Raw genomic sequence first — 14,005 nt, 5'->3', positions numbered from 1 at the left:
ATTCTATTTTTAATTTAGAAGAATCGGGTATGACAACGATGTGCTTTAGAGCTTTCCGTAAATCGATAGGATAATACAAATTCGTGACTACCATCATTAAATTGATTTAAACTTTTTAGAGAATAATCGAACGAATAACCAATGGTAAAAACTGAGCTTAGATCTGCACTTACTACTATACTTAACGACTCACCATTATTATACGACAGCCCACCAGTAAATTTCTCATCGAACATAATATTAGCTGCAACATTAAGAGATATAGGAGCGCCACTAACGACCTTGGTTAAAAGTGTTGGCTTAAATTTTAACATTCTGCTTAATTCGAACACATAACCACTCATTAGAAAATATTGTGGCCTATCAGTTATTTCGCCATTAAAATGATTGGCATGTAATAAATTCAATGCTGATAAGCCCATATACCAGTTATCGCCATACCAGAATGCTCCTGCGCCTAAAGTGGGTGAAAATTTGGATTCTAAAGGTTCGGCTAATAAAGGATCGTTTGGGTCATCTGGATTACCTTTGCTTAAATCTATTGTTAAAATTTCTCCTCCTATTTTTAAACCAAAAGCAAGTTGAGATTTTTCTGTTGCTCTTATTGTATAAGACCCATCGATACTGAAGTCCTTTTGGTCAACAGGACCTAAGCGATCTAGAGAAAAAGAAGCTCCTATACCAATAGGTCTATTTTCTAGCTTCTTTTGTGCAAAAATATTATGTGTTTGTGGAGCACCATTTATTGGTGTCCATTGAATTCTCGAAGATAACGTTAAACTTAAAAATTCTTTACTACCAACGTAAGCTGGATTATAAAGTTGAGTATTGAAAATATATTGGGTATAATGTGGTACTTGCTGAGCTTGTATGTTTAATAATAAGGTTAATAAAAAACAGCTAAAAATAATATGTCTTAGGTATCTCTTCATTATCTAGCTAGGTATAACCATCCTGAGAATTTTTTATTATCAAAATTCAAATCGATAGTGTAGAAATAAGTGCCTGTTGGTAATTTTTTTGAACCATTGATTGTTGCTCCTGTAGTGGCAATTCCATCCCAATCATTTTGATAACCTCTTTTTTCAAAAACTAAATTTCCCCAACGATTATAAACTTGTAGCTTACTCTGTGGGAATGAAAGAATACCACCAATGTTTAAAAAATCGTTAAATCCATCGTCATTTGGTGTAAAGATGTTATTTACATTTATAGCAATAAATCTAACTATTGCTTGATCTGAGTCTTCGGTACATGAAGGGTCTTGACCAAATATTTGAACTCTAAAAGCTGTCTCGCTAATAGCTTGAGATACATTAATTAATGTTAGAGTAGTTGTGTTTGTTCCGGTATAATCAAAATCGTCATTAATATCTTCCCATTCTCCAGATACGGTATTAAATATTTGCCATTGATATGATAAGTTTTCGCTACTAGTAGCATCAACACTTAAAGAGATGTTATCGTTATCTAAAAAAAGTTGATCTTGTGGTTGCTCGTTTATTGTAATGCATGATTGACCATGTGTCTTCATACTGAGAACAAAGATGCATCCTAGTAGGAGTATTTGTCTAAACATTAGAAAAGGATAAAACCTATAAAAAAAGAACGAGTGTAAAGAAGCTATATTGTATTAAGGTGATTTAGTTTTTTGTAGATGACAGTAGCCAGTCACTATGTTTAAAATGATCCCATTTTATTGATGCTAAATCTATAGTGTTGTTTACTAAAGGTTGGCTAAGTTTTCCATTTACGCTAACATAACCTTTTACAAAGACTGAAATATCTTTCCCGTTTTTCGCATAACTTTTTTTAAGTCTCTGTGCAAATTGCCAAATCATGTCCGGTTTAGCCATTACAGACCGTTTTTGCTTATTGGTCAAGTACTGGTTTAGGTCAACTACTTCCTTTTTACCAGTTTCTTTGTCTATAACTGTAAAAGTTTGATAACCAGATTTTGCACGAAGCATCATACGCCAACTTAAACGATGTCCTTCTTCTGTCCAAAGTACATTATCTTTAATAACCCAATGTCTTAATGGAAGCAAAAATTGAATGACAAAATAAACTCCTATAAATAATATCAATACTTTCTTGTATTTGGGTATGATTACTTCATTTTTAACATAGAAAGGTTTCTTTTTTAGGAAGATATTTCGGATTGTTTCTGGTTCAAAAAAGAATAGTGCAAATGCTAAGCTTAAAAAAGGGAAAATACCAACTTGAAAGACTATTGCATTAAAAAGGTGGAAAAATATAGAAACAGCAAAAGCAAAAACCCGTGTTTTTTTGAACAATAATAAAGGAACAATCAAAAGATCAAAGAGTAAACCTCCATAACTTAAAAAATAAGGAAACCAGTCTGTAGTAAGCATCTTTCCTATTATGGGATAATTTCCTTTTGAAGCCAAGAATAGTTTGGCTGGTATAGCTTGTAGCCAGTCGGGATATATTTTTGCAATACCTCCGTAAAAATAAACTAATCCTATTTGTAGCATAAGTATGAGAGAAGTCCAAAAAGGAACCGAAATTGCTTTTAGGGTAGGATTTCGTTTTGCATCAACAGATAAGTAATTGTTCGCTGGTAAAAAGATCATTAAAAAGCTTAATAACGCTGTTAAATAATAGTGATTATTGTAAGAAGATTTTTGCATTAAATAGGTTGCAGACCATAGTAAGAAAAAAGAAATAATTGCTAAACGATATCGATAACCTATCATTACACAAAATCCGAAAATGCCCATAATGAGGTAATAATAATACATACCATTACCTGGTAAGGGCTGTAGAAAATCAAAACCAATAAAATTGAATGTAAACTTGGGTTCGACCATGGTTTTGGTTATCCAACCTGTTAAAATAGCACCCCAGGACTCTAGAAAAAGTAACAATCCGAAAATAATTCGAAAAATAATTAAAGGAGAATTGTCTATATGTCTAAAAAGAAATCGCTCCACTCTCTATTAAATTTCGAGCTTTCTGTTCATCTTTCTTAATTTGTGCAAATAAGTGTTCTATAGACGCAAATTTTTGCTCATCGCGCAAACGCTTTAAAAGATTTACTTGAATATTTTCTCCATAAAGATTAGCGTCAAAATCCAAAAGGTGAACCTCAATTGTTTTACGTTTGCCATTTAATGTAGGCCTTTTACCAATATTCATTATACCAAAATAATGGGAGTTGTTGATATTCGAATCAACAACATAAACCCCAGATTTCGGAATCAATTTATAATCTTCTTTTACATTAATGTTAATTGTGGGATAATTGAATTGTCGTCCTAAAGCTTTTCCTGCAACAACTTCACCATTCAACATAAAAGAATAGCCTAAATATTCATTGGCCTTTTCAATTTCACCTTCTTCTAATGCAGTTCTAATTTTTGTCGAACTTACTGCTACATCTTTAATATCTTGAGCAGGAATTTCTTCTACCTCAAAATTATAAACAGATCCATATTCTTGTAATTGCTCAAAATTGCCTTCTCTGTTTCTTCCAAAACGATGATCGTATCCGATTACTAATTTTTTAGCATGTAATTTTTTACTCAAAATATCTCTAGCAAAATCTAAAGCAGTTAACCGAGAGAATTCTTTTGTAAAAGGCTCAATAATTAAATGATCTAAACCAGTTTTTTCTAGCAAGTTTATTTTTTCATTTATTGTATTGAGTAATTTTATAGAATTGGTTTTTTGTAATACCATTCTGGGGTGCGGAAAAAAAGTTAAAATCACCGACTCGCCATGATTGTTTTTAGCGTTTTTTATTAAATTTTTTATGATGGCTTGATGGCCAATATGCACACCATCAAAAGTGCCGATGGTAACAATCGAAATATTTTTTTTGTTAAAATTTTGGTAAGAATGGTGTATATTCACTAAAGAAACTTAATGTTCTAAATTTATTTTTTCATTGATTTTAGCAAGCATTAAAGGAATGTTTTTCAAGCTTAAATCTGACTTCAAAGTTAATTCATTTTTTTTGATATCTATATTCAAATTACCACTAGTAATTTTAAAATATCCTGCTGTGCCTTTACAATAACAAAGTCGATGTAGAGTTACAGAAGCTTTTTGTAAATCTGTGTCAGCTAAGTCTAGTTTTTTTACATTTTTTGAAATTGAAAAATAGATAGTTTCACTGTAATGACTGTCGGCAGTATTTTTTAATTCTTTACGTTTATAGGAGTATTTAACAAGAATGTTGTCGCTATCAATCGTTTTTCCATAAAGCATTCCAAATTCATCCTTTTTTAATTCTAAGCTTTTATTGGGTATAACTTTTAAAAAACAACTTCCATTGTCAGGGCAATTGCTAATGTTAAAAGATTTACTTTTTTTTAAATCAGTTAGGTTAGAGGTTTGTTTTTGGGCATTACAGCCCATTAAGAAAAGAAAAACAGATAAAGCAAAATATATTCTCATAGTATGCTTTTTGTAAAGATATAAAATTTAATTGCCTAAATTTGTTTAAGACACTTTATAATGGTGACGATCGCATGAAGAGAGATTTATCATTCTTACTAACAGTTTTTTTTACATTTTTTTGTTTGTTTGGATTAGCCCAAGAGAGAACTTTATGGACAAAAGCAAGCGTAGAAAAAGGATTGCTAGTTGCTAAAAAAAATCTTCCCAAAAATTATAAAGCATATAATTTAGAAATTAATGCTCTTAAAGAGATGTTGAGCAATGTTCCTCCACGTAAAAATAAAGCACCTAAACCTAAAACTATTATTCAATTTCCGAATGCTGATGGTGAATTAGTAAAATACTCGATACAAGAGGCATCTATAATGCATTCTGATCTTGCTTCAAAATTCCCTAACATCAAATCCTATATTGGTAAAGGGCTAAACGACAAATCTACTTCTGTTCGATTTAGTTTGAGTAATTTAGGGCTACATGCTGTTGTGTTTACTAATTCTAAAAGTACTTTATACATAGATCCCGTTAAGTCCAATACAAATACATATGTAACTTACAAAAGAAAAGACTTAGAAATTAAAAAAGAGTTTACTTGTCTTACTGAAAGTCAACCATCAATACCTAAAACTAAAAGTTCAAATTTTAAAAATGCGAATGATGGTTTGCTTCGAACTTTTGAATTAGCACTTGCCACCACAGGAGAATATTCACAATTTCATATTAATGCAGCTGGTGTTTCTGGCGGCACTGAAGCACAAAAAAGAGCAGCTGTTATGGCCGCTATAAATGTTACTATGACTCGTGTGAATGCTATTTTTGAACGAGAATTAGCATTAACTATGGAGTTGGTTCCAAATAATGATTTATTAATTTATTTAGATGGAACTACTGATCCTTACTCTAACGGAGATGGAACAGCAATGCTTACTGAAAATCAAAACAATATTGATAGTGTTATTGGATCTACAAGCTACGATATAGGTCATGTATTTAGTACTGGAGGAGGAGGCGTAGCCTTTTTAGGATCACCTTGTGGCGGGTCAAAAGCTAGAGGAGTTACAGGTCAAAATGCACCTGTTGGAGATCCTTTTGATGTTGATTTTGTTGCTCATGAAATGGGACATCAGTTTGGAGCTAATCATACCTTTAACGGAACCGCTGGAAGTTGCGGAGGAGGTAATAGAAATGATGCTACTGCAGTAGAACCAGGTAGCGGGACAACAATTATGGCTTATGCTGGTATTTGCGCTCCTCAAAATATACAATTAAATAGTGATGATTATTTTAATGTTAGAAGCATACAAGAGATATATAATTTTATCTCATCTGGTAGTTCTTTATGTGATGACGAAACAGCTTTAACAGGAAATGCAAATGCTCCGACTGTTGAGGCCGGTAATAATTTTACTGTACCTAAGTCAACACCATTAGTTCTTAGAGGGCAAGGCGCAGATCTTGATGGAGACCCAATAACATTTTGTTGGGAACAAAATGATAACAGTGTTGTTGGTATTTCTAGCCCGCCTATATCTACTCAAACTCAGGGCTCAGTGTTTAGATCATTAAGTCCTACAAGTTCACCTGACAGGTATTTGCCGGCATTAAGTACAGTTATAGCGGGTGATTTATCTTCTACATGGCAAGTATTACCAAGTGTAGGTAGAACAATGGATTTTATGTTAACTGTTAGAGATAATGTAGCTGGTGGAGGACAAACAGTTTCAGATAATATGACTATAACTGTTGATAATAATTCCGGTCCTTTTGTTGTTACAAGTCAAAGCGCAAATGAGGTTTTTTGGGCAGCAGGGACTTCTGAAACTATTATTTGGGATGTTGCAGGAACTAATAACGCTCCAATAAATACAGCTAACGTTAATATATTATTATCATTAGATGGTGGTTTTACATACCCAATAACATTAGCTTCTAATACTCCAAATGATGGGAGTCATGTTATTACTGTACCTTCTAATATAACGAGTACGGGTAGAATTAAAGTAGAAGCAGTTAATAATATATTTTATGCATTAAATAAAACCGATATAAGCATCGTAAATAATTTTGCGCTAAGTACAACTCAAAATACTAAAACAATATGTTTACCTGCAAATGCAGTCTATGACTTTAATGTGAATTTTGCTGCTGGTTTTTCAGAAACTGTAAGCTTTTCAACAAATGATCTTCCGACTGGGGCAAGTGTAAGTTTTAGTCCAGTATCTGCAAATTCAAATGCTAATGTTCAAATGACTATTAGTAATACAGATAATATTGCTCCAAGCACATATAATATTGAAATCGTAGGGACGTCAACTTCAGTTACTAGAACCTTAGATGTTGTCTTAAATATTTTTGAAAGTTCAATTGCTGATCCTGTTCTAGCAACTCCCTCAAATGGAGCTACTGGTGTGTTAGCAATGGGGAGTACTTTACAATGGGATGTTGATGTAAATGTAGAAAATTATGATGTTGAAATTGCGACCGATGCTGCTTTTAATACTATAATAGAATCTGCAACTATTCAAACAAATTCTTATATTCCTCAAAATTTACAAGATGCGGTAACTTATTATTGGAGAGCAAGAGGGAATAATAATTGCAACACTGGCAATTTTTCAGCTATAAGTATCTTTACAACTAGCCAAATTGTTTGCAAAATATATAATGCTACTGATACACCTTTAAATATACCTGATGATGATGTTTCTGGTGTTAATTCGGTTATAACTATTAGTGATGATTATATTATTAGTGATGTAAATATTGCCATAAATGTGACTCATACATGGATGCGTGATCTCATTTTTACCTTAGAAAGCCCACAAGGAACAATTGTTGAATTAGTAAATCGGCAATGTAGTGGAGCTGGTGGTAATGTAAATATGTCTGCAACTTTTGATGATTTAGGTGTCGACTTAGCTTGTGCAAATTCTACTCCTGTTATAACGGGAACAATAAAGCCTAGTGAAACGCTGTCAGGTTTTAATAGTGAATCTTCAATAGGAGATTGGATACTTAATGTTTCTGATAATGCAGGTGATGATGTTGGTAGTATAGACAATTGGAGCATAGAATTGTGTGAAAGTGTTACCGTAGCCAATGTAGACGGTGAAACGTTTCAAGACTTATCAGTTTGGCCGAATCCTACAGAAGATATAGTGAATATATCCTTTGTGTCATTTATAAATAACGATACTAATATTTCTATTTACGATACGCTAGGTAGAAGAGTAGTTTCAAAGAAATATAATATCGAAGAGGTAGTTTTTAATGAGGAAATAAATGTAAGTAATTTATCTAATGGCATTTATTTTGTTGAAATCCGTAAGGGTAAAGAAACTGCTGTAAAAAGATTATTAGTTTTCTAATTTATCCCTATTGAATTTATTATGCACGCATTGTAAACTTCAAAAAAAATCGTACTTTGCGACATTGTTAACCTTATAATTATACATTATGAATAAACTTTTTACTCTTGTTGCTATGCTATGTATTTGTGCAACTACAATGGCACAAACCGTAGTTTCAGGAACTGTTACCGACTCAGCAAATAATGACCCAATACCAGGTGTAAATATTAGGCTTGAAGGTAAATTTATTGGTACCAGTACTGATTTTGATGGTAATTTTACCTTGAATGTTACTGAACCTTTACCTTTTAAAGTAGTTTTTACGTCTGTAGGATATGAGAGCCAAACAGTAGAAGTAACCGAGAATAATCAAAAACTTACTATTGCTTTAATAGAAGGTACGCAGTTAGATGAAGTTGTAGTATCTGCTTCGAGAACTCCAGAAAGTGTACGTGAATCTCCAGTGACGATTGAAAGAATGGATGCCAGAGCAATACAAAATACTTCGGCCGCTTCTTTCTATCAAGGTATAGAAAATTTAAAAGGAGTAGATGTAAATACAAGTAGTTTAACGTTTAACTCTGTAAATACCAGAGGTTTCGCAACGTTTGCGAATACACGTTTCGTTCAACTTATTGATGGTATGGATAACTCTTCACCAGCGTTAAACTTTGTAATGGGTAACTTAATTGGTATAAATGAACTTGATGTAAATAGCATCGAATTGTTACCAGGAGCATCTTCTGCATTATATGGTGCCAACGCATTTAATGGTATCTTATTTATGACTAGTAAAAATCCTTTTGAACATCAAGGAATAAGTGCCTATGTAAAAACAGGTTTAACTGTTCAAGATTTGGCAGGAGATAATCAATATACTGATGTAGGTATTCGTGCTGCACATGCATTTAGTGAAAAATTTGCAGCCAAAGCCTCATTTTCTTATTTAGACGGAACAGATTGGTATGCGAATGATACAAATCAATATAGCGATGTAGGTTCAAGGGTAGGTGACCCTGATTTTGTTATCCCTGCAGACCCATCTAGACATGATCATGACGGGTTAAATATATATGGAGATGAAGTTACAACTGCTCTAGCTGGCCTTACCTTGAGGGGTGTTGGAGAAGTTTTGGAAATGACACCAGGAACAGGCTTTCCTGCGGGTGGAGCTGCTTTATTGCCAGATGTTAATATAGGTCGTACGGGTTATATGGAACAAGATTTAACAGATTATGATGCAAGAAGTATAAAGTTAGATGTATCATTAAACTATAGACCTTTCGAAAATGATGTAGAAGTTATCTGGAATTCTAGAATGGGTTTTGGTAATTCAATTTACCAAGGAGCTAATAGATATCAGTTAGACGATTTCTTTATTCAACAACATAAATTAGAAATTAAGAGTGATAACTTCTTTGTTAGAGGATATACTACAGCAGAGAAAGCGGGTGATTCATATGATATGCGCTTTACAGGTATTAATATGAATAGAGTAAATGCTTTAGAATGGTTTGGTACTTACGCAGGTGGTTATTTACAAACTGTGTTAGGTGGTGGTTCAGATGCTCAAGCTCATGCTACAGGTAGAGCAGCAGCAGATGCTGCTTATAGGCCAGAACCAGGTACGCCAGAATTTAGAGCTTTATTCGATCAAATAACATCAGACCCAGATATTTCTTCTGGTTCTAAATTTTTAGACGAGACTAAAGCGTATCATGCAGAAGGGAATTATAATTTCTCTCATTTATTTGATGATAAATTTGATCTTCAAGTTGGTGGATCTTATAGACAATATGCATTAAATTCATTTGGTACTATTTTTACAGATTACGATGGGCCTATAAAATATAATGAAGTAGGTGCTTATGTACAAGCAAGTACTAAAGTTGCGGACGAAAGATTAAAATTAACAGGATCTATTCGTTATGATAAGAATGAATTTTTTGATAGTAATATTTCGCCAAGAGCATCCCTAGTATACTCGGCTGGTGAAAATAGAAATCATAACTTTAGAGCTTCTTACCAAACTGGTTTTAGAAATCCAGATACACAATCTTTATTTATTGGTTTTAATGTAGGTAGAGCTATTTTAGTTGGTTCATCACCAGATAACTTAGATAGAAGACTACCTGGTACAGCTTTAACAGGACGCGATGTATATTTTGATTCTTATACAAGAACATCTGTAGACGCATTTAGAGCAAGTGGAAACCCTGCCCTATTAGTTCAAGCTCCAACAGACTTGGTAGCACCTGAAAAAGTGACGGCTTACGATATTGGTTATAGAGGTAGAATAGGTAAAGTAAATATGGATATAAATGGATACTACAATAGCTATGAAGGCTTTATTAGTCAAGAAATAGTTGTAACACCTAATAATGGTAGTACAGCTGATGCTTCTGGTATTCAAGATCTTATAACAGGTCAAGCAACAGCTTTTCAAACATATACTAATGCTTCTGCCGATGTTGCTTCTTATGGAGCTAATATTGGTCTAGATACAAAGATTTTAGGCTTTGATTTAGGATTAAATTATACCTATGCAAAATTAGACTTTGAACAAGCTGATGACCCTGATTTTTCTGCAGGCTTTAATACTCCAGAACATAAAGTGAAACTTTCTTTTGGACATACTAAATTATTTGAAAACTTTGGGTTTAACATAAACGCAAGATGGCAAGACGAATATTTATGGCAAGCAAGTATAGCTAATGCAATGATCCCTTCTAGAACTGTTGTTGATGCTCAAGTCAACTTAAAAGTACCAAAGATTAAATCTACATTTAAAATTGGTGGTTCTAACCTTGGCGGTGATGAATACCAAAGTGCTGTAGGTGCTGGTGCTGTAGGTTCACAGTTTTATGTTTCTTGGGTAATAAATAATTAAAAAATAGAATGAAAATGTATAATAAGTTTAAATATATATGGTTGTTGTTAGTTTTTATTGGGCTAACATCATGTGAGGTAGATGAGATAGAGACGAGTTTACCACCAGAAGCGGTATACCCTCCCTTAACTACTGGAAGTGCAGATTTTTCTAACTATGTAGCTTTAGGAGCTTCATTTACAGCTGGATTCTCTGATGGAGCTTTATTTAAAGCTAGTCAAGAAAACTCATTTCCTAATATTTTAGCGCAGCAGTTCGGAACGGCAAATTTTACACAACCGTTAATGAATGACAATATTGGAGGTTTACTCATTAATGGAGCAACGAATGAAAATTTCTTACCAAGATTATTTTTTGATGGTGCTGGGCCAGTAAGATTACCGGCTACGCCAACAACTGAAACTTTAGCAGGAACACCTGGGCCTTATAATAATATGGGTGTGCCTGGTGCTAAAAGTTTTCATTTATTGTTTGACGGCTATGGTAACCCAGCCAATTTGGGCGTTAGTGCTAATCCTTATTTTGTAAGAATGGCGTCTAGTCCTACCGCAACTATGTTAGGCGATGCAATGGCTCAAAGTCCGTCGTTTTTCACGTTATCTGAAATAGGAGGTAATGACGTATTAGGTTACGCTACTTCTGGAGGAGATGGTTCTAATGCTATCACACCATCTGCTGGCCCTCCTGGGGTTGGTTTTGATCAAACATTTGGAGCTATTGTAGCTACTTTAACTAGTGGCGGTGCTAAAGGTGTGGTTACTAATGTTCCTTATATAACAGATTTACCGCATTTTACAACAGTGCCTCATGCGCCGTTAGATCCTTCTAATCCAGCTTATGGACCGTTAATTCCTACATTGAATACAGTATTTGGTGCCTTAAATGGAGTTTATGCATTTTTACAATCACAAGGCGCAATTAGTGATGCTGCTGAAAGAACAATTGTTTTTTCTGAATCTGCTGCAAGTGCAGTAGTTATTAAAGACGAAGATTTACCAAATATAGCTGCACAAATTGCAGGAGTATTAAGTGCCAGCCCTCAGTTTGCTGGCTTACTAGCTCAATTCGGATTACCTACAGATCCTGCGACCGTTGGAGCAGTTGCAGCACTATTTGGTGCAACATATGGACAAACAAGGCAAGCTACTTCTGACGATCTACTTGTTTTGCCAAGTAGTTCAGTTATAGGTACTGTAAATACAGGTGTGGTTGCAGCTTTAATGGGGCAAGGTTTACCTCAGGCAGTAGCTGGTCAATTTGCAGTTGAGGGTGTAACATTACCATTAGCAGACAAATGGGTGCTATTACCAAGTGAACAAGCTGAGATCAAAGATGCTACAGACGCTTATAATTTAACTATAGCAGCTGTTGCTGGTTCAAATCCAAATGTGGCGTTAGTTGATTTAAATAGCATTTTAACCGAAGCTACTACATCAGGTGTTGTATTCGATAATTTTACGCACACAACTGATTTAGTTGTTGGAGGACTAGTTGGTCTAGATGGAATTCATTTAACTTCAAGAGGCTATGCTTTTATGGCTAATAAGTTTTTAGAAGCTATAGATGCAACATTTGGTTCAAATTTTATAGAGTCTAATACTACCGCAAAGGCTGTAGATTATCCAACTAATTATTCACCAACTTTACAATAAGTTTCGAAAAATATTATATGTAAAGCGCTTCTAATTTAGAAGCGCTTTTTTATTCCAAAAAAAGAAGAAAAAACAAGTTTATTTTTAAATTAAAAATTTATCTTTGCAGCGCGAAAACCGAGAGTGTTTTCTTTCAATTATAAAGCATAATATTAAATAGATAAGTAATGTCAAAAGTTACAGGTAAGATTGCCCAAATTATTGGTCCTGTTATCGATGTTGAATTCGAATCAGGAGCTGACCTTCCAAAAATTTACGATTCACTCGAAATAACTAAAAAAGATGGATCATTATTAGTATTAGAAGTAGAACAACATACAGGTGAAGATACTGTTCGTTGTATTGCAATGGACTCTACGGATGGTTTAAGTAGAGGCCATGAAGTGGTTGCTACGGGTAATCCTATTCAAATGCCAGTTGGTGATGATATCTACGGTCGTTTATTTAATGTAACAGGAGATGCTATTGACGGTTTAGGTAATTTACCAAAAACTGAAAAAGATGGTTTACCAATTCACAGAGAGGCACCAAAGTTCGAAGAGTTATCAACTTCTACAGAAGTTTTATTTACAGGTATTAAAGTAATCGATTTAATTGAGCCTTATGCTAAAGGGGGTAAGATTGGATTATTTGGTGGTGCCGGTGTAGGTAAAACAGTATTAATACAAGAATTGATTAACAATATTGCGAAAGGTCACGGTGGTTTATCTGTATTTGCAGGAGTAGGAGAGAGAACTCGTGAAGGAAATGACTTATTACGTGAAATGTTAGAGTCTGGTATTATCAAATACGGTGATGACTTTATGCATTCTATGGAAGAAGGTGGTTGGGATCTTGAAAAGGTTGACAAAGAAGGAATGAAAGAATCTAAAGCGACTTTCGTATTTGGTCAGATGAATGAACCTCCTGGAGCACGTGCACGTGTGGCATTATCAGGATTAACAATTGCAGAATATTTCCGTGATGGAGCTGGTGATGGTCAAGGTAAGGATGTATTATTTTTCGTAGATAATATCTTTAGATTTACACAAGCTGGTTCTGAGGTATCTGCACTTTTAGGCCGTATGCCTTCTGCGGTAGGTTATCAACCAACATTAGCAACAGAAATGGGTGCTATGCAAGAACGTATTACTTCTACTAAAACAGGTTCTATTACATCTGTACAAGCAGTATATGTACCTGCTGATGATTTAACTGACCCTGCACCGGCAACAACATTTGCTCACTTAGATGCAACAACAGTATTATCGCGTAAGATTGCTGAGTTAGGTATTTATCCTGCGGTTGATCCGTTAGATTCTACTTCTAGGATTTTAACAGCAGATATTTTAGGAGAAGAGCATTATAATACAGCGCAAAGAGTAAAAGAATTATTACAACGTTATAAAGAGCTTCAAGATATTATTGCCATCTTAGGAATGGAAGAATTATCTGAAGAAGATAAATTAGTTGTACATAGAGCTCGTAGAGCACAACGTTTCTTATCACAACCATTCCATGTAGCTGAACAATTTACGGGTATACCAGGAGTATTAGTTGATATTAAAGATACTATTAAAGGCTTTAATATGATTATGGACGGTGAGTTAGATAAATATCCAGAAGCTGCATTTAACTTAAGAGGATCTATCCAAGATGCTATTGATGCAGGAGAGAAAATGCTAGCGGAGGCTGAAGTTTAAAACAAA

The 14,005-nt window shown here is 34.1% G+C and carries 9 protein-coding genes; 4 read left to right on the top strand and 5 right to left on the bottom strand.

Features of this window, described 5'->3' with window-relative positions:
- Positions 1 to 14: 14 nt before the first annotated feature.
- From AC3IF2_RS09830 to AC3IF2_RS09810, 5 genes are all read right to left on the bottom strand, one after another.
- Entirely contained in the window at positions 15 to 932 is a 918-nt protein-coding gene (locus AC3IF2_RS09830; protein ID WP_489166867.1) for a PorP/SprF family type IX secretion system membrane protein, read from the bottom strand.
- Positions 932 to 1,534 carry a T9SS type B sorting domain-containing protein gene (locus tag AC3IF2_RS09825; protein WP_489166866.1) on the bottom strand — a complete coding sequence of 201 codons (603 nt, stop codon included), beginning with the start codon at positions 1,532 to 1,534 and terminating at the stop codon, positions 932 to 934. The genes AC3IF2_RS09830 and AC3IF2_RS09825 overlap by 1 nt, the downstream gene beginning before the upstream one ends.
- Positions 1,535 to 1,643: 109 nt before the next feature.
- Positions 1,644 to 2,957, bottom strand: coding sequence for an HTTM domain-containing protein (locus AC3IF2_RS09820; protein WP_489166865.1), 1,314 nt, complete (start codon positions 2,955 to 2,957; stop codon positions 1,644 to 1,646).
- Positions 2,938 to 3,879 (bottom strand): bifunctional riboflavin kinase/FAD synthetase, encoded by a 942-nt coding sequence (locus AC3IF2_RS09815; RefSeq protein ID WP_489166864.1) that lies wholly within the window; start codon positions 3,877 to 3,879, stop codon positions 2,938 to 2,940. Before AC3IF2_RS09815 ends, AC3IF2_RS09820 begins: the two co-directional genes overlap by 20 nt.
- Positions 3,880 to 3,888: 9 nt before the next feature.
- On the bottom strand, positions 3,889 to 4,425 hold the full coding sequence (locus AC3IF2_RS09810) for a hypothetical protein (RefSeq protein WP_489166863.1): 537 nt from the start codon (positions 4,423 to 4,425) through the stop codon (positions 3,889 to 3,891).
- Between the two features lie 41 nt (positions 4,426 to 4,466).
- Between AC3IF2_RS09810 and AC3IF2_RS09805 the strand changes: the two genes are divergently transcribed.
- The 4 genes from AC3IF2_RS09805 to atpD all read left to right on the top strand — a co-directional run bounded on the left by AC3IF2_RS09805 (position 4,467) and on the right by atpD (position 13,999).
- Positions 4,467 to 7,793, top strand: a complete 3,327-nt coding sequence (locus tag AC3IF2_RS09805) for a reprolysin-like metallopeptidase (protein ID WP_489166862.1) — start codon at positions 4,467 to 4,469, stop codon at positions 7,791 to 7,793.
- Between the two features lie 88 nt (positions 7,794 to 7,881).
- A complete protein-coding gene (locus AC3IF2_RS09800; RefSeq protein WP_489166861.1) occupies positions 7,882 to 10,665 on the top strand; it encodes a TonB-dependent receptor in 2,784 nt (927 codons plus the stop codon).
- 14 nt (positions 10,666 to 10,679) lie between these two features.
- Complete coding sequence (locus AC3IF2_RS09795; protein ID WP_489166860.1) at positions 10,680 to 12,317, top strand: SGNH/GDSL hydrolase family protein; 1,638 nt, start codon at positions 10,680 to 10,682, stop codon at positions 12,315 to 12,317.
- A gap of 167 nt (positions 12,318 to 12,484) precedes the next feature.
- Positions 12,485 to 13,999: a F0F1 ATP synthase subunit beta gene (atpD, locus tag AC3IF2_RS09790; protein ID WP_489166859.1), complete on the top strand. Its 1,515-nt coding sequence runs from the start codon at positions 12,485 to 12,487 to the stop codon at positions 13,997 to 13,999.
- The last annotated feature ends 6 nt before the right edge of the window (positions 14,000 to 14,005 follow it).

This window comes from Maritimimonas rapanae (assembly GCF_057837205.1).
The sequence above is the reverse complement of the archived record's forward strand: the minus strand, read 5'-3'. Positions and strand labels throughout refer to the sequence as shown.

Excerpts from the sequence above, each read along its gene's own strand:
- AC3IF2_RS09800 (WP_489166861.1), top strand. The coding sequence starts at position 7,882 with ATGAATAAACTTTTTACTCTTGTTGCTATGCTATGTATTTGTGCAACT.
- atpD (WP_489166859.1), top strand. The coding sequence starts at position 12,485 with ATGTCAAAAGTTACAGGTAAGATTGCCCAAATTATTGGTCCTGTTATC.
- AC3IF2_RS09825 (WP_489166866.1), bottom strand. The coding sequence starts at position 1,534 with ATGAAGACACATGGTCAATCATGCATTACAATAAACGAGCAACCACAA.
- AC3IF2_RS09830 (WP_489166867.1), bottom strand. The coding sequence starts at position 932 with ATGAAGAGATACCTAAGACATATTATTTTTAGCTGTTTTTTATTAACC.
- AC3IF2_RS09810 (WP_489166863.1), bottom strand. The coding sequence starts at position 4,425 with ATGAGAATATATTTTGCTTTATCTGTTTTTCTTTTCTTAATGGGCTGT.
- AC3IF2_RS09795 (WP_489166860.1), top strand. The coding sequence starts at position 10,680 with ATGTATAATAAGTTTAAATATATATGGTTGTTGTTAGTTTTTATTGGG.